The following is a 14,809-nucleotide window of genomic DNA, read 5'->3' on the forward strand; positions in this document are numbered from 1 at the left end:
TTGCAACCGAAAAAGCCCCGGCTCAGGCTGGGGCTTTTTCAGTTCCGGCTGGCCGCTGGGGGCTACTCCTCCACCCGCTCCCGCGAGTACGGCTTGTATCCCTTGGGCGTCCCCGGACGGTCCGGGTGAAAGAGGCTGGTCGTGAGGTACCGCGCCCCCGTGTCGCAGGCGATGGTCGCCACCCGCTTCCCCGGCCCTAGGCGGCGGGCGACCTCCAGCGCGGCCCACGCCATCGCGCCGCTGCTCATGCCCACAAAGACCCCTTCCTCGCGGGCCAGCCGCCGGGCCAGGGGATAGGCGTCCTCCTCCCAGACCGGAATCACCTCGTCGATCACCGAGCGGTCGAGGTTGGGCGGGATGAAGCCCGGCCCCATGCCCTGAAAGCCGTGCTCGCCGCGCTCGCCGCCCGAGAGGACGTTGCTGCGGGCGGGTTCCACCGCAATGACCCGGATGCCGGGGTCCTGCCGCTTGAGGAACCGGCCCACCCCGCTGATGGTGCCGCCCGTGCCCGAGCCGTACACGAAGGCGTCGATGCGGCCGTCCATCTGCTCCCATAGCTCGGGGCCGGTGGTGCGCTCGTGGGTCTGCGGGTTGGCGGGGTTGGAAAACTGGCCCAGCATGACCGCCCCAGTCGCGGCGGAGATGCGCTCGGCTTCGTCGATGGCGGCGAGCATCCGGCGCTCGGGGTCGGTGAGGACGAGTTGGGCGCCGTAAGCCTCCAGGGTGCGCTTGCGTTCCTCGCTCATCTGGGCGGGCATGCACAGGATCAACTTGTAGCCCCGCGCCGCCGCGACCTGCGCCAGCCCGATGCCGGTGTTGCCGCTCGTCGGCTCGACCAGGGTGCCGCCCGGTTTCAGCAGGCCGCGTTCCTCGGCGTCGGTGACCAGCCCCAGCGCGGTGCGGTCCTTGATGGAGCCGCCGGGGTTGAGGCCCTCGAGCTTCACGAACACGTCCGCCATGCCCGGCTCGACCACCCGGCCGAGCTGCACGAGCGGCGTCTTTCCGACCAGCGCGTCAATCATGGGCAGGAGCATAGAGCGGTCAGGGCTCAGTCTTCAGGAGTCGGCAGTGCTTTTCGAAATCGGAACGTTTGGATCGGCCGCACCGTACCCTGGAGACGATGTGTTCCCACCTGCGCCGTGCTCTCGCCTCGCTGGGCCTGCTGACCCTGGGGCTGGCCGGAGCGGGGGGAACGGGCGGGCCGCCCTCCGTGGACGCCTTTGCCCTCTATGACGCCGCCGCCCGGCTGCTGCGAGCCCACTACGCCGGACCACGGATGGGCGAGGTGGACCGCCTGCTCACCGAGGAACGCGCCGACCTCGTCCGGCGCTGCACGGGCCAGCCCCGCTGCTCCGAGTCCCAGGGCCGCGCCGCCGTGAATGCCGTCCTCGCGGCGCTGGGAGACGGGCACACCCGGCCCCTCTGGAACGTCCCCATGCACCCCGCCCCGCCCCCAGCCGCCCTCGACCCCCGGCTGCGGCCCACCCTGCGTTGGGAGGGGAAGGTCGCCGTGATGGGCTTACCCGAATGGTTCGAGGTCGGGATGGGGGCCGCCTTCCGCGAGGTGGTGGGGCAGGCGGCAGCGCGGGGAGCGACCGGCCTCGTGGTGGACCTGCGCGACAACCCCGGCGGCGTGCTGGACGAGTGCCTGGCAGCGGCGCAGGTGCTGGCCGGGGACCGGGTCAACCTGATCGGCGTGGGCCGCAGCGGGGCGGCGATCTATGACTGGCGCACCACCGCGCAGGCGCAGGCCGCCCGCGCGTGGCCGCGTTGGAAGGGTCCCCTCGTGCTGCTCGTCTCACCGGATACCGCGTCGTGCGGTGAACTCCTCGCCTACTGGGGCCAGCAGGCGGGCGGCACGGTGGTCGGCCTGCCCACGCGGGGGCTGCTGAACACCCTCGCGCGGGACTTCGCGCTGCCCGGTCCCTCGGTGCTGCGCCTGACGGCGGCGCGGGCCACGCCAGACGGCCGGGTGCCGCTGCCGGGGCGGGTGCAGCCAGACCTCCGCGCCGGGCCGGAGGTGGCAGATATCCTCGCGGGCCGGGACCCGGTGCTGGAGGCCGCGCTGGAAGTCCTGCGGCGCTGACCGCCGCACTGCCCACCTTCCCCTAGAATGCCCCCCGTGCGCCTCGCCGTCATCGCGGACATTCACGGAAATGCCGACGCGCTGCGGGCGGTGCTGGCCGACGCGCGGGCGCAGGGGGCCGAACGCGTCCTAGTCAACGGGGACGTGGTGAACCGGGGGCCGGACTCGGTGGAGGCCCTGTCGCTGCTGCTCTCGCGCGACGACGTGACCTTCACCTTGGGCAACCACGACGACCTCGTGCGGTTGTGGCACGGGCGCTCGGACACGCTGCCGGGGGATTGGTTCACCGACCCCTTCTGGGGCGCGACCGACTGGACGGCGACCGAACTGAGCCGCGCCGGGCTGCTGGAGGTGCCTGCCGACTGGCCGATGACCCGCACGCTGGAGGCTCCGGGGCTGCCCTCCGTCCTCGTCGCCCACGGCACCCCCGCCGACTACCGCGAGAGCCTCAGCGAGCGCACCGACCCCCGGCGGGTGGCCGAGCTGGCGGGCGGGGCAGGCGTGCTGGTGGGGTCGCACATCCACCGTCCGGCGCAGGTCGAGCGCGGCGGGGTCCTTGTCCTGAACACGGGCGCCGCCGGAACCCCGATGGACGGCGACCCCCGCACCCAGTACCTCCTGCTCACCGCCACGCCGGGGGGCTGGGTGCCCGAGCTGCGGCGAGTGCCCTATGACCGCTCCGGCGTGCTACGCCGCTTCGAGACGAGCGGGCTGCTGAGCACGGGCGTCAGTGCCGAGATTTTCCGCGACGAAGTGCTCACCGCCCGCAGCCTCTACACGCCGTACTGGGTCTGGACCGAGCAAGGGGGCCTGCCCCGCGACGCCGCGACCTGGGCGGCTTTCCGGCAGGGCGTGGAGGGGTGAGCGGTCCCCCTTGTCAGAAGTTCGTGTGAACCCCCCTCCTATACTCGCCGGGACATGATTGAACCTTCTCTCGCCCTGTACGGCGACGCGTTCGAGCGGGTGGACCAGCATCTGGAAGAGTTGCTGGGCGCCACGGGCGTCCGCTACTGCCTGCTGGTGGACCGCAAGGGCTTCGTGCTCTCGCACAAGGAGGCGCTGTGGGCGCCCCGGCCCCCCGCGCTCGACAGCGTCGCCACGCTGGTCGCCTCCAACGCCGCCGCCACCGCCGCCCTGGCGAACATGCTGGGCGAGCGCACCTTCAGCGAGCAGATTCACCAGGGCGAGCAGGGCACCCTCTACGTCGAATCGGTGGGAGACTCCGCGCTGCTAACGCTGATTTTCGACGTGTCGGTGCCGCTGGGCCGCGTCAAGGTCCACACCAAGAAGACCATCGCGCAGGTCGCGGCGATCCTCACCGAGCTGGAGGCCGCGCCGCCCGTGCAGTTCAGTGACGACTTTTCCAGCGGGGCCAACGCCCTGCTCGACGACCTGTTCGGCTAAGGGAAGGGAGGGAGAGACACAGCATGAGCACCATCAACTTCGCGGCCCGCGAGATCAACTGCAAGATCGTCTATTACGGCCCCGGCATGTCGGGCAAGACGACCAACCTCAAGCACGTCTTTTCCAAGGTGCCCGGCCACCTGCGCGGCGAGATGGTCAGCCTCGCCACCGAAGACGAGCGCACCCTCTTTTTCGACTTCCTGCCGCTGGACCTCGGGACCGTGCAGGGCTTCAAGACGCGCTTTCACCTGTACACCGTGCCGGGGCAGGTCTTTTACAACGCCAGCCGCAAGCTGATCCTGCGCGGGGTGGACGGCATCGTCTTCGTGGCCGACTCCTCGCCCAACCGGTTGCGGGCCAACGCCGAGAGCATGCGTAACCTGCGCGAGAACCTCGCCGAGCACGGCATCGACGTGCGCGACGTGCCCATCGTCCTCCAGATCAACAAGCGCGACATCGAAGGAGCACTGCCCACCGAGATGATCCGCGCGGTGGTGGACCCCAAAAAGGAACTGATTCTCTTCGAGGCGACCGCCCACAACGGCGGTGGCGTGTTCGAAACCCTTAAGAGTGTGAGCAAGCTGGTGCTCGACCGGCTGTCGCAGAACAAGTAAGCGCACCGGATGAGGGGTGGGGGCACGCGTGGCGCCTCCCACCCCTCGCTGTTGTCCTGGGCGGGTTACGAGTCGGTGTCTTCCTCGGTGCCCGGCAGCGGGCGGGTGCGGGGCGGGCCGCCGTCAATGCCCCCGGACCCGGCGATGCGGGCGCCCTTGGTTTCGCCGCCCGCGTCCTGGCTGGGGTCCGCGAGGCGGGTGGTGCCGTCACTGAGGTCGGAGGAAACCACGCTGAAATCCGAGAAGCTGGCGGGCACGCCGTCGTCGAAGGCAGGCTCGTCATTGACGTTGTTGGGCACGAAATCGGTGCCGTAGGCCGCCGCGTTGTCCAGCATCTCGGTGCGGATATCGGGGTCGATGCCGTCGTCGTAGACCACGCCCGCTCCGGCCAGAGCGTCGCTGCCGCCCTCGCCCACGCGCCCACCCGACACTTCACCGGAGATGGGGAAGTCGGCTTCCACCTCGGCCACGTCGCGGACCAGCCCGGCGTTCGCCTGGGCGTCTTGGTTGGCGGGGTCGTCATCCTCGGGCAGCGAGTAGTCCATCGTCTCGGCGCCCGTGATGCTGGCACCGCCCACGGGGCGCAGCTCGGCGTCGGTCGGTTCGCGGTCGTCCTGCTCAAATTCCTCGGCGGTCACGGTGCGGTCTTCCTGCACGGGGTCGGTCGGCTCGTCGGCGATGGACGGGTCACGGTTGATGGGGGCGTTGGGATCGGTCATGGGCTTCCTCCTGTGGGCCTGCTTTCCCTGGTGGGAGCGGGCCGCGCTGCCCCGATTACAGGCCACGCCCGGCCCCGCCCGGTGAGGAATTCAGAAACGCGCGTTGGCGCATGTGTCCCGGCGGTGTCTTAAGCCCCCTGTCACCGTGCGGGCCGCCGCGCTCCCTACAGTGGCCCTCTGACCGGAGGCCGCCGCGCCCCCGCGAGACCACAGGAGGAGTTATGGCAGAAGAAGTGCAGATGACGGCGGAAGGTTACCAGCGCCTTCAGGACACGCTCGACAAGGAACGCCAGCGGCGCGACGACGCCATCGCCCAGATCGCCGCCGCCCGCGACGACGCGATGGACCTCGAAGACCGCAACCTCGAAACCTCCCAGATTGACCTCCCCAGCATGGAGGCCCGCATCCTGGAGCTGGAAGACGTGCTGGCCCGCGCCGTCATCGTGGAGACTCCCGAGTCGGACGGCACCGTGGGCCTGGGCAGCGTGGTCGTCCTGCGTGACGACGAACATGACCGCGAGCTGGAGGTGCGCCTCGTGAGCGCGGTTGAAGTGGACGCGCTTGCGGCAGGGGCCACCCAGGTCAGCGAGGACAGCCCAGTCGGGCAGGCGCTGATGGGCCGCCGCGTGGGGGAGAGCTTCGAGGTCACCCAGGGCGAGCGGCAGCTCCGGTACACCGTCAAGAGCGTGGGCTGAGGTTGAAAGAGGGCGGGGGAGCCGGTCTGCACTGGCTCCCCCGCCCCTTGCTCTGTGCCCTACACGTCCCGCCGCTCGAACGCCAGCGCCGCCAGCACCCCGAAGCCCGCCGTGTAGATCAGCAGCAGGATCAGCCCCGAGGCCACGTCCGTCTGCCGGGCGTACAGGTCGAAGTGGGTGGTGGGCAGCAGGCGCTGCACCCACTCGGGAAAGACGGCGAAGAGGCGCAGGATATTCAGGGTCGCCAGCGTGGCGAGCGCGGCGGCGGCGGTATTGAGGTACAGCACTCCGAAGAGCACCGCGAGGCTGGCGACGGGCAGCAGCATGACGGCGGCCAGCAGTGAGGCGCGGAGCACCTGCCCCAGCGCCTGCCCCGGCGTCAGCGTCCCCACCCCCTGAAAGAACTCCGGCCCCAGCCCGGTGCCGCCAGTAAATGACCCCAGCCCCAGGAAGAGGCCCGCGAGCAGCGACCCGGCCACCGTCGCCAGCACCAGCAGCAGCGGATACAGCAGCGCGACGAGCAGCTTGCCCGTCAGCACGCGGGTCCGGTTGACCGGCCGCAGCAGCAGCGGCGCGAGCGTGCCTCCGCTGACCTCCGAGCCGATCAGTTCCGCGCACGTCACCGCGATAAAGAGGGGCAGCAGAAACTGCACCAGCACCCCCAGGCTGACCGCTGGGAGTTGCCACCCGCTGACCAGCTCGACCCCGAACAGCGCCTCCACGCGGGGCGCCCAGGGCCACAGCAGCGGCAGCAGGAAGCACACCAGCAGCCCCAGCCGGGCGCTGCGCCGCCGCAGCAGCTTACGAAGTTCCAGCGAAAAAAGGGTCATACCGCCACCTCCACCCGTTCGCGGTAGTACTCGTACAGGTCGAAGTGGTCGGGAGCGGCCTCCAGCACCCGGAAGCCCCCCTGCCCCAGGTGCGCAAGCGCGTCGGGCACCCGCGCCTCGTCCCCGAGGTGCGCCAGCGCGTAGGGCGTGCGGGTGCCCACCCCGCTCACGAAGGGGAGCCGCCGCAGCCACTCGGCGGCCCCGGCGGGGTCACTCACCCGGAAGCGGTAGGCCGCCTGCCGCGCCCGCAGGTCCACGGTGTCCACCAGCCGCCCGCCCGTCAGGATGCCCACCCGGTGCGCGTAGGTGGCGATCTCGCGCAGGTGGTGGGTGCTGAGCAGGACCGCGCAGCCCTCCGCCGCGAGGTCGGTCACGATGCGGTGAATCAGGCCGATGCCCAGCGCGTCCAGCCCACTTGTCGGCTCGTCCAGAATCAGCACGCGGGGCCGCGCCAGAATCGCGCTCGCCACGCCCAGCCGTTGCCGCTGCCCCAGCGAGTATTCCCCCACCCGGCGGTCGGCCATGCGGGTGAGTTCCAGCAGCGCGAGCACCTCGCGGATGCGGCCCGCATCCACCCGCTCGGCCCCCGGCGCCATCGCCGCGAGGCCCGCGTGCATCCGCAGGTTCTGGGTCCCGGTGAACTCGGGGTGAAAGCGGGCGGGGGCCTCCACCACCGCTCCCAGCGCGGCGCGGGCGCGGGGGCCGTCCACATGCACGTCGCGCCCGCACAGCCGCACGGTCCCGGAGGTTGGAAAGGCCAGCCCGGTCACGGTGCGGATCAGGGTGCTTTTGCCCGCGCCGTTGGGGCCGGTCAACGCGTAGACCTCGCCGGGCGCGACCGCGAGGTCGATGTCGTGCAGGACGCTGTGGCGCCCGTACCGCTTGTGCAGGCCGCGCACCTCCAGGGCGGGGGCGGGCGCTTCGGGGGGAGGCTGGGTCACGCCTGCCAGGGTAGGAGGGCAAGTGCGTCGGGAGTCTTACAAAGGGAAGAGGGGAGACCACGCGGCCTCCCCCCAGTGAGTTGCCGACCTTCAGAACTTGCCGAAGCGAGTCAACCGGAAGGGCGTTTCCGGCGGAATCCCCGCCATGTTGCGGTCGAGCTGCGCCTGCGTCACCACCAGGTCATTTCCGACCAGCGCCAGCGTCGCCGGGAAGCGCAGGCCGCGCAGGGGTTCCTCGGCCACGAGCTGGCCGCTGCCGTAGTCGGCCGCGAGGCTAACCTTGCTCACGACCTGGTCCTTGTTGCGGGCGACATACAGGGTCCGCCCGTCCAGCAGCAGGCCGTCGCCGTTGACCAGCCCGGTCATCACCCGGCGCACGGCCTTGGTCCGCAGGTCGATGCGCCACAACTCGCCCGTATTGAGCTGCATGGCGAGCAGGTACCGTCCGTCGGGCGTCGCCGTGATCCCGTTGAGGTTGATACCGGGGCCGTACTTGATGGGCGTGTTCGCCAGGTCCAGCCACGCGGTCAGGTTGAGGTTGCGGTCCACCCGGAAAATCACCGGTCGGGTGGAATCGGTGACATACACGTTGCCGTCGGCGGCGGGGGTCAGGTCGTTGATGTAGGGGTTGGGCGACGGCGGCGTCTCCAGCACCTTGAGGGTCACGCCATCGGGCGTCAGGATGCTGACCGTGCCCTGCGCCCCGCCCGCGATCCACAAGCGGCCCTGCGCGTCCACCTTCAGCCCCAGCGCGGCTTGACGCCCCAGCGCCCCGCCCTCCTGGAACTTGCTGACCACGCCGTTCGCCGCGTTGATCGCATAGATGGTGCCGTTGACGGCGCTGCCCGTGTAGATCACGCCCCGGCGGGCGTCGTAGGCCACGCCCTCGGGGAAGTCCTGGGCGCCGGGCAGGGTGTAGTCGCGGGTGGTCAGGCCGTCGCGCACGATCACGCCGCAGCGCTCGCGGGCGCCCGACATGCCCGCCGGGTCGGACTTGTAGTCGTCGGGGCGGGCGTGGATGACCAGGGTGCGGTTCAGCGCCCCGTTCATCCCCGTGAGGCTGAACTTGTCGGTGGTAAAGTTCGCGCGGCCCACTCCGTCGGCGCCCACGTTCAGCATCGGGGCGTCGCCGCCGTGCCCATACTTGTTGGGTGCCTGCGGGTCGTCGTGGTTCTTGCTCATGCCGGGGTCAAAGTGCCCGCCCGCCCCGCCGAAGGGCACGATGGTGTTCGTCGCCTCGTCCACGCCAGGGGTGCAGCGTCCGTACTCGTGGACGTGCATGCCGTGCTGCCCCGGTGCCAGGCCGCGCACCTCCACGGTGACCTGCACGCCCATCCCCTGCTGCACGAAGCGGGCGGTCCCCAGCACCTGCCCGGCGGGGTCACGCATGGCGGCGGTGGCGCTCAGGGGCGTGCTGGCTGGGGCCATCGTCATGGGGGCCTGCGCTCCGCCCGCCGTCGCCGCGCCCAGGGCGAGGGCACCCAGGGTCAGGACCCGCTTGGTCTGGAGCTTCATCACTGGCCTCCCGTGTACAGCACGCGGTAGATCACGCCGCTCTGGTCGTCGGTGAAGAGCAGGCTGCCGTCGGTGTAGGTCGCCACACCCGCCACGCGCCCGAACTGCTTCCACTCGCCGCCTTCCTCGTACACGAAGCCGGTGATGAAGGGTTCAATAGCGGTGGGCCGGTTCTGCGCGTCAAAGTTCACGCGGGCGATCTCGTAGCCGCTGGGTTCCGAGCGGTTCCACGACCCCCGGAAGGCGACGAAGGCGTCGTTGCGGTACTCGGCTGGGAAACTCGTGCCGGTATAGAAGTTCATGGCGATGGCGGCCGCGTGCGCCGTGTAGTTCAGCAGGCTGCCCTGGGTGAGGTCGCAGTACTCGGCCTTGGTGATCTTGCCGGGAATCTGGCTGGAGTTGGTGTAGGGGTCCGGGTTGCGGTCCCCGTAGCAAAAGGGCCAGCCGTAGTTGCGCCCGCGCTGAATCACGTTCAGCTCCTCGGGCGGGATGTTGTCGCCGTGCCAGTCCATGCCCTGATCCATCCCGTAGAAGGTGCCCGTGACCGGGTGCCAGCCGAAGCCTATGGTGTGGCGCAGCCCCCGCGCATACACCTCGCGCCACTGCCCGTCGGGGCGAATCCGCAGGATGGTCGCTTCTTCCGGGTTCTGGGTGGGCGCGTCGTTGTTGGTGGAGCCGAAGGAGGCGTAGAGGTAGCCGTCCGGCCCCCACTTCAGGCCGCGGGCGGGGTGTTGCCCGGCGTCGGGAAAGCCGTCGGCGAAGACGCGCGGCACGCTCAGGGTGCCGTCCTGCGCCATGTCCATCACCCAGATGGTCTTCTCGCCCACCGCGTAGAGCTTGCCCTGCCGCACATCCAGGCCATGCACCAGCTTGAGGTTCTGAGCGACCATGCGGCGCTCGCCCGCGTCAAAGAGGCCGTCTTTGTTAACGTCCTTGAGGTACCAGATGTCGTTCTGCTGCCGCCGGGTGAGATAAATCCCGCCGTCGGGCATCACGTGCATCATCCGCGCGTTGCCGAGGTTGGTCGCCATCACCTTGATCTGGAAGCCTGCCGGGACCTTCAGCCGCGCGAGCTTGTCGGGCGTGAAGCCCAGGGCACGCGGCTCGTTGCGGGTGGCCGTCACGGTGACGGGCGGCTCGGGAGCGGGCAGCGGGCGGGGCGTCGGGATGGTCGTCTGGGCGGGGCCGGGGCCAGTGGGCGAGGCCGACCCCTGGGCCAGCGCCGCACCCAGGGCACCGAGCGCCACCGTCAGGGCGGCGAGCATGGGCTTGTGCATGGTTTGTTCCTCCGGTTACTAAATTCCCATGCTTCCCGGCGGGGCAATCTCGCCCTGGCACACCTTCTGAGGCCACGGTTGGCCTCGTGTGAAGTCTTCGCCTCAGTCCCTCACGAACAGCGGCAGACCGGAGGGCCGCGCCGCCCCCACCGCCACCGCCCGGCGGTGCAGTTCGCGCACGGCCCGCTCGCCTTCCTCGCCCACGTCGCGGGAAAAGCCGTTCACGTACAGGTCGATGTGGGCCTGCATCACCTCGTCGCTCATCTCCAGCGCGTGCTGCCGGATATAGGCCTTGGGTTCGGCGGGGTGCGCGTAGGCGTACTCCAGACTCTCCCGCACCGCCGCATTCAGGCCGCGCTGCACCCCCGGCGGTAGGTCACGCCGCACCAGAATCGCGCCCAGCGGAAGGGGCAACCCCGTCTCGCCCTCCCACCACGCGCCGAGGTCCAGCAGTTTGACGAGGCCGTGTTCCTGATAGGTGAAGCGCGACTCGTGGATGATCAGGCCCGCGTCGTACTCGCCCCGCGCCACGGCGGGCATGACCTCGTCGTAGCGCATCGGCGTGAGCTGCACCTCCGGGTAGGCCAGCCGCAGCAGCAGGTCGGCGGTCGTGAGGTTGCCCGGCGAGGCGACGCGTTTGCCGTTCAGGTCGCCCAGTTCCTCCCGTGCCACCACCAGCGGCCCCACGCCCCGGCCCAGCGCCCCGCCCGAGCGCAGGGCGACGTACTGCTCCATCACCTCGAAGTAGGCGCGGTAGCTGATCTTGGTGACGGGGAGGCGGCCCTCCCGCGCCCATTCGTTGAGGGTCTGCACGTCCTCCAGCCGCTCCCGCACCGGCAGCGGCGCCGGGACCCGGCCCGCGTGCAGCGCGTAGAAGATGAAGGTGTCGTTGGGGCAGAAGGAATAGCCCAGGTCGAGGGCGGCGGGGAGGGTGGTCATGGGGTCAGGGTACGCCCGCCCCCGCCCATGTCTATGCTGACCCCATGACACTTCTGCGCGGGGGGATGCTGGGCGTGGCGTTGGGGTTGGGCACGGTGGCGGGGTTGGCTGGGGCAGGTGGGGGTGGAGCGCCGCCCCCACAGGCGGTCTGTGCGCCGGGCTACGTGCGACCCGATTTCGCGGCCCTGAGGCGGGAGTTGGCGTCAGCACGAACGCGCTGGGCGCTGGCGGGGATTCGTGACTATGCATACGACTTCACCGAGGTTGCCGCCCCGGTGCTGTTTCCGGCCGTGCGCGTGAGTGTGCGTCAGCGCCAGGTTCAGGCGGTGGCGGTGGCGGCAGGGCAGCAGGGTGAGCCAGGACCGAACGCGTGGGGTACGGTCGAGGACCGCTTCGCGGCAGTGGCGAGTCTCCTGGCCGACGGGCGCTCCCGGCCCTGCCCGGTGGTGGAGACCGACTACGACCCGCAACTGGGCCACCCCACCCGGCTCTACAGCGGCAGCGGCGAGGCCAATATCGCCGACGGCTGGGGCGAGTGGCGCATCACCAACTTCACCCGCGTGGTCCCCGGCGGGCCGTAGCGTCCACGCCCGCTACTCCACGTCCCGCAGCACCTCCCGCGCGGCCTGGGCGTCCCGCTGAATCTGCGCTTTCAGCTCGTCCAGCCCGCCGAACTTCTGTTCGCCGCGCAGCCGGGCGAAGAACTTGACCCCCACCTCCTCGCCGTAGAGGTCGCCCTCGAAGTCGAGGAAATGCACCTCAAAACGCCGCTCGGTCCCGTTCACGGTGGGCCGGAAGCCGATGTTGGCGACCCCGTGATGTCGCTGCTGGTGCCCCGGCCCGCGCTCGGTGACGGCGACGACCGCGTAGACGCCGGGCGGGAGCGCCTTGCCCTCGGGCACCTGGAGGTTGGCGGTGGGCCAGCCGAGCTGGCGGCCCAGGCGGTCGCCCTGCACGACCACGCCCTGCGCGTCGTAGTGGCGGCCCAGCAATCGGCGGGCACCCTCCACGTCGCCCTCTCGCAGGTACTCGCGGATGCGGGTGCTCTTGATGTCCTCGCCGCCGAGCTGGTGCATGGGGACGGTCACCACGTCGCGGGTCACCTCCCGCAGGTCCGCCACCGTGCCCGCCCGCCCGCGCCCGAAGTGGAAGTCCTCGCCCACCACGACCGAGCGGGGCCGCAGCGCCCGCAGGTCCTCCAGGAAAGCCTCCTTGGGCCGGGCCGCGAACTCGCGGGTAAAGGGCACGGCGATGGTCTCGTCGATGCCGTAGCGGGCCAGCAGCGCGAGTTTCTCGGGCAGCGTGGACAGGAACTGGGCGCCCTGGGTCAGCACGCGGGTGGGCGGGTCGAAGGTGTAGACCACCGTGGGGACCCGGTGCCGCCGCCCCCGCTCCTTGAGCTGCGCGAGCAGGGCCTGGTGCCCCAGATGCACCCCGTCGAAGGAGCCGACCGCCACGACCGTCTCGGTGTCGGGGCGCCCGCCCGGGGAGACGTAGGTTTTCATTCCCGGCGCTCCGCGAGGCGCTGAAGGCCGTACAGGGCTGCCGCCACCGTACTCGCGCTGCCGTGCAGGGTGCCCTCCCGCAGGCCGTTCAGCACCGCCTGCGGCGACATCCACACGACCTCGATCTCCTCGTCCTCGTCGTGGGGGAGGCGGCTCTCGCGCAGGTTCTCGGCAGCGAACACGTACAGCAACTCGTCGCAGAAGCCGGGGCTGGAATAGAAGCGGGTGAGCAGGGTCATCTCGCCGTCGAGGCCCACCTCCTCCTGCAACTCGCGGCGGGCGGCCTCCTCGGGGGTTTCGCCCTCGTCGATCAGGCCTGCCGGAGCTTCCAGCGTCGTTTCGCCGATGGCCGGGCGCTTCTGGCGCACCAGCAACATTTCCCCGGCGTCGTTCAGGGCCAGCACTGCCACCGCGTCGGCGTGCCGGACGACCTCCCACTTGCCTTCCAGTCGCTCCAGCCGCACGACGCGCCCGTCGTAGATGACCTGCGTGTCCCCATTGCCCGCCCCGGCTTTGCTCATGTGGGGCACTCTAGAGCAGGCGCCTCCGGGGATGTGCCTTCCGGGACGGGAGGGGGAGCCACCCGGCACTGGTTCCGGCCGCCCTCTTTCGCCGCGTACAGCGCCCCGTCGGCGGCGAGCAGCACCCGGTCGGGGTCGGTGCCGTGCTCGGGCGCTCCGGCGAGGCCCAGCGACACGGTGACGGGCACCCGCTGCCCACCCAGCCGCACCCCCCGCGCCGCGATCGCCTGCCGCCAGCCCTCCGCCCACGCGAGGGCGGCATCTGTGCCCACGCCCGGCAGCAGCACCACGAATTCCTCCCCGCCGTAGCGGCACACCGTCTCACCGGGCCGCACGGCCCCCGCGAGCTGCCCCGCCACCGCCCGAAGCACCGCGTCGCCGCCCGCGTGCCCGTACGAGTCGTTGACGGCCTTGAAATGGTCGATGTCCAGCAGCAGCACGCTGAAGGGCTGTCCGCGCAGGACCTCGAGCGCCCGGCCCAGGTGGCGACGGTTGTGCAGCCCGGTGAGGGGGTCGCGCACGCTCTGCTCGCTCAGCTCGGCTTGCAGGCGCTCGATCTCGGTGAGGCGGGCTTGCAGCTCCTGATGCGCCCGGCGCAGCGCAGCCTCGGCCTGGCGCTGCCGGGTGACGTCGCGCCACACCACCACCTGCCCCTGCGAGCGCCCCGCCCGGTCGCGCAGGTGCGAGACGCGCACCTCGTGGGAGCGCCCGTCGATCAGAAGTTCGGTCTGGCCCTCCAGCCCGTTGATCTGCGCCGCCAGGTCCCCGCCGCGGCGCGGAAAGACCCGCGTGACCGGGTGCCCGACCGGGTGGGCAAGGGCGGGGTCGGCCAGGCGCCGGGCCGACGCGTTCAGGTCCAGCACGCGCCCCTGCCCATCGAGTACCAGCACCCCTTCGCCGAGTTGCTCGACAAGCTGGTGCCGCGCCACCGGCACGAGGTCGAAGAGCCGGAAGCCCAGCAGCCCCCACAAGAAGACCAGCGCCGTGACCATGAACAGCATGGGCGTGAGGTCGAAGTCTGGAAAGGGCCGCTCGCCCAGCACGCTCACGAAATTGACCCCCCACGGCACGCACAGCCCCGCAAGCAGCACCCCGGCCTGCCGCCGGTAGACCCCGGAGGTCCGCAGCCAGAATTGCCCCAGCGCGAGCGCACTCAGCGCGATAAGGGCGTAGCCGTGCAGCACGACCACCCGGAACCACGGCCCCCCGGCCAGCCGGGTGTGCGCGTCCTGCGTGGGTCCGGTTCCGAACAGCACCCCGCCGGGGTCGCCCAGCAGCAGCAGGCCCCAGGTCACCCCCGGCACCGCGAGCAGCGTCAGCCACTCCAGGCCGCGCATCGGGCGGTCCGGCTGGGTGAACTCGCGCGTGAGCAGCCACACGCACACAGGCGCTCCCACCACCCCGAAAAAGGTGGCGTCCAGCCAGAACACCGCGCCGGGCGGCACGTCCAGCCAGTGCAGGGCATAGGTTAGCGTCCACACCGCCAGCGAGAGCAGCAGCAGCGCGAGCGGGGTGGCCCCCGGTGCCTGCCGCCGCCGCCACGCGAACCGCGCCGTGAGCAGCGCGGCGAGCGCCGACCCCATCAGCCACGCCGCGAACGAGGACGCGAGGGCGTCGTTCACGCCCGGCCCCGCCGCCCGCGCAGGCGGCAGGAGGCCCCGCGTCCGGGCGGGCGCGGCAGCCGTCTGGAAGGAGGGAAGGGGGTCATGGGGGGTCGTCCCGGTCCGGGGGCAGGCCGGGCAGGAGTCCCGGCTCGTTCCCGA

The 14,809-nt window shown here is 71.0% G+C and carries 16 protein-coding genes; 6 read left to right on the top strand and 10 right to left on the bottom strand.

Annotated elements, in window-relative coordinates; genetic code table 11:
- Window positions 1–62: 62 nt before the first annotated feature.
- On the bottom strand, window positions 63–1,022 hold the full coding sequence (gene cysK, locus F8S09_RS09520) for a cysteine synthase A (RefSeq protein WP_152871245.1): 960 nt from the start codon (window positions 1,020–1,022) through the stop codon (window positions 63–65).
- A gap of 98 nt (window positions 1,023–1,120) precedes the next feature.
- Here cysK and F8S09_RS09525 point away from each other — a divergent pair, with 98 nt between their 5' ends.
- The 4 genes from F8S09_RS09525 to mglA are packed head-to-tail and all read left to right on the top strand — an operon-like array spanning window position 1,121 to window position 4,104.
- The gene (locus F8S09_RS09525; RefSeq protein WP_152871246.1) at window positions 1,121–2,086 is read left to right on the top strand and encodes a S41 family peptidase; all 966 of its coding nucleotides are present in this window, start codon (window positions 1,121–1,123) and stop codon (window positions 2,084–2,086) included.
- 27 nt (window positions 2,087–2,113) lie between these two features.
- Window positions 2,114–2,950 (top strand): metallophosphoesterase family protein, encoded by an 837-nt coding sequence (locus F8S09_RS09530; protein WP_152871247.1) that lies wholly within the window; start codon window positions 2,114–2,116, stop codon window positions 2,948–2,950.
- 54 nt (window positions 2,951–3,004) lie between these two features.
- On the top strand, window positions 3,005–3,490 hold the full coding sequence (mglB, locus tag F8S09_RS09535; protein WP_152871248.1) for a GTPase-activating protein MglB: 486 nt from the start codon (window positions 3,005–3,007) through the stop codon (window positions 3,488–3,490).
- A 23-nt stretch (window positions 3,491–3,513) separates the two neighbouring features.
- On the top strand, window positions 3,514–4,104 hold the full coding sequence (mglA, locus tag F8S09_RS09540; RefSeq protein ID WP_104991269.1) for a GTPase MglA: 591 nt from the start codon (window positions 3,514–3,516) through the stop codon (window positions 4,102–4,104).
- Between the two features lie 65 nt (window positions 4,105–4,169).
- Here the strand turns inward: mglA and F8S09_RS09545 are convergent, their stop codons facing one another.
- Window positions 4,170–4,823 carry a hypothetical protein gene (locus F8S09_RS09545; protein ID WP_152871249.1) on the bottom strand — a complete coding sequence of 218 codons (654 nt, stop codon included), beginning with the start codon at window positions 4,821–4,823 and terminating at the stop codon, window positions 4,170–4,172.
- A 221-nt stretch (window positions 4,824–5,044) separates the two neighbouring features.
- On the opposite strand from F8S09_RS09545, the gene F8S09_RS09550 reads away from it, so the two are divergent.
- Complete coding sequence (locus tag F8S09_RS09550; protein WP_152871250.1) at window positions 5,045–5,518, top strand: GreA/GreB family elongation factor; 474 nt, start codon at window positions 5,045–5,047, stop codon at window positions 5,516–5,518.
- Window positions 5,519–5,577: 59 nt separating this feature from the next.
- Here F8S09_RS09550 and F8S09_RS09555 read toward each other — a convergent pair whose 3' ends face one another.
- The 5 genes from F8S09_RS09555 to F8S09_RS09575 form a co-directional block, all read right to left on the bottom strand.
- Window positions 5,578–6,348 (bottom strand): ABC transporter permease, encoded by a 771-nt coding sequence (locus F8S09_RS09555; protein WP_152871251.1) that lies wholly within the window; start codon window positions 6,346–6,348, stop codon window positions 5,578–5,580.
- Complete coding sequence (locus F8S09_RS09560) at window positions 6,345–7,289, bottom strand: ABC transporter ATP-binding protein (RefSeq protein WP_322618692.1); 945 nt, start codon at window positions 7,287–7,289, stop codon at window positions 6,345–6,347. The genes F8S09_RS09555 and F8S09_RS09560 overlap by 4 nt, the downstream gene beginning before the upstream one ends.
- A 90-nt stretch (window positions 7,290–7,379) precedes the next feature.
- Window positions 7,380–8,804: a superoxide dismutase family protein gene (locus tag F8S09_RS09565; protein ID WP_152871253.1), complete on the bottom strand. Its 1,425-nt coding sequence runs from the start codon at window positions 8,802–8,804 to the stop codon at window positions 7,380–7,382.
- Window positions 8,804–10,081: a PQQ-dependent sugar dehydrogenase gene (locus F8S09_RS09570; RefSeq protein WP_152871254.1), complete on the bottom strand. Its 1,278-nt coding sequence runs from the start codon at window positions 10,079–10,081 to the stop codon at window positions 8,804–8,806. The genes F8S09_RS09565 and F8S09_RS09570 overlap by 1 nt, the downstream gene beginning before the upstream one ends.
- Window positions 10,082–10,183: 102 nt before the next feature.
- Entirely contained in the window at window positions 10,184–11,020 is an 837-nt protein-coding gene (locus tag F8S09_RS09575) for a 1,4-dihydroxy-6-naphthoate synthase (RefSeq protein ID WP_152871255.1), read from the bottom strand.
- A gap of 44 nt (window positions 11,021–11,064) precedes the next feature.
- Between F8S09_RS09575 and F8S09_RS09580 the strand changes: the two genes are divergently transcribed.
- Entirely contained in the window at window positions 11,065–11,601 is a 537-nt protein-coding gene (locus tag F8S09_RS09580) for a DUF6174 domain-containing protein (RefSeq protein WP_152871256.1), read from the top strand.
- Window positions 11,602–11,613: 12 nt separating this feature from the next.
- Here F8S09_RS09580 and F8S09_RS09585 read toward each other — a convergent pair whose 3' ends face one another.
- Genes F8S09_RS09585 through F8S09_RS09595 form a run of 3 tightly spaced genes read right to left on the bottom strand, consistent with a single transcriptional unit; the run spans window position 11,614 to window position 14,668 of the window.
- A complete protein-coding gene (locus F8S09_RS09585) occupies window positions 11,614–12,525 on the bottom strand; it encodes a bifunctional riboflavin kinase/FAD synthetase (RefSeq protein WP_152871257.1) in 912 nt (303 codons plus the stop codon).
- Window positions 12,522–13,046 (bottom strand): NUDIX domain-containing protein, encoded by a 525-nt coding sequence (locus F8S09_RS09590; protein ID WP_152871258.1) that lies wholly within the window; start codon window positions 13,044–13,046, stop codon window positions 12,522–12,524. The genes F8S09_RS09585 and F8S09_RS09590 overlap by 4 nt, the downstream gene beginning before the upstream one ends.
- A complete protein-coding gene (locus F8S09_RS09595) occupies window positions 13,043–14,668 on the bottom strand; it encodes a histidine kinase N-terminal 7TM domain-containing diguanylate cyclase (RefSeq protein ID WP_322618693.1) in 1,626 nt (541 codons plus the stop codon). Before F8S09_RS09595 ends, F8S09_RS09590 begins: the two co-directional genes overlap by 4 nt.
- Between the last annotated feature and the right edge of the window lie 141 nt (window positions 14,669–14,809).

The sequence above is a fragment of the Deinococcus terrestris genome (genome assembly GCF_009377345.1).
GTDB classification, from domain to species: Bacteria; Deinococcota; Deinococci; order Deinococcales; family Deinococcaceae; genus Deinococcus; species Deinococcus terrestris.

What these genes read in the sequence shown, in the direction of transcription:
- cysK (WP_152871245.1), bottom strand. Translation starts at nt 1,022, where the DNA reads ATGATTGACGCGCTGGTCGGAAAGACGCCGCTCGTGCAGCTCGGCCGG.
- F8S09_RS09525 (WP_152871246.1), top strand. Translation starts at nt 1,121, where the DNA reads ATGTGTTCCCACCTGCGCCGTGCTCTCGCCTCGCTGGGCCTGCTGACC.
- F8S09_RS09530 (WP_152871247.1), top strand. Translation starts at nt 2,114, where the DNA reads ATGCCCCCCGTGCGCCTCGCCGTCATCGCGGACATTCACGGAAATGCC.
- mglB (WP_152871248.1), top strand. Translation starts at nt 3,005, where the DNA reads ATGATTGAACCTTCTCTCGCCCTGTACGGCGACGCGTTCGAGCGGGTG.
- mglA (WP_104991269.1), top strand. Translation starts at nt 3,514, where the DNA reads ATGAGCACCATCAACTTCGCGGCCCGCGAGATCAACTGCAAGATCGTC.
- F8S09_RS09545 (WP_152871249.1), bottom strand. Translation starts at nt 4,823, where the DNA reads ATGACCGATCCCAACGCCCCCATCAACCGTGACCCGTCCATCGCCGAC.
- F8S09_RS09550 (WP_152871250.1), top strand. Translation starts at nt 5,045, where the DNA reads ATGGCAGAAGAAGTGCAGATGACGGCGGAAGGTTACCAGCGCCTTCAG.
- F8S09_RS09555 (WP_152871251.1), bottom strand. Translation starts at nt 6,348, where the DNA reads ATGACCCTTTTTTCGCTGGAACTTCGTAAGCTGCTGCGGCGGCGCAGC.
- F8S09_RS09565 (WP_152871253.1), bottom strand. Translation starts at nt 8,804, where the DNA reads ATGAAGCTCCAGACCAAGCGGGTCCTGACCCTGGGTGCCCTCGCCCTG.
- F8S09_RS09570 (WP_152871254.1), bottom strand. Translation starts at nt 10,081, where the DNA reads ATGCACAAGCCCATGCTCGCCGCCCTGACGGTGGCGCTCGGTGCCCTG.
- F8S09_RS09575 (WP_152871255.1), bottom strand. Translation starts at nt 11,020, where the DNA reads ATGACCACCCTCCCCGCCGCCCTCGACCTGGGCTATTCCTTCTGCCCC.
- F8S09_RS09580 (WP_152871256.1), top strand. Translation starts at nt 11,065, where the DNA reads ATGACACTTCTGCGCGGGGGGATGCTGGGCGTGGCGTTGGGGTTGGGC.
- F8S09_RS09585 (WP_152871257.1), bottom strand. Translation starts at nt 12,525, where the DNA reads ATGAAAACCTACGTCTCCCCGGGCGGGCGCCCCGACACCGAGACGGTC.
- F8S09_RS09590 (WP_152871258.1), bottom strand. Translation starts at nt 13,046, where the DNA reads ATGAGCAAAGCCGGGGCGGGCAATGGGGACACGCAGGTCATCTACGAC.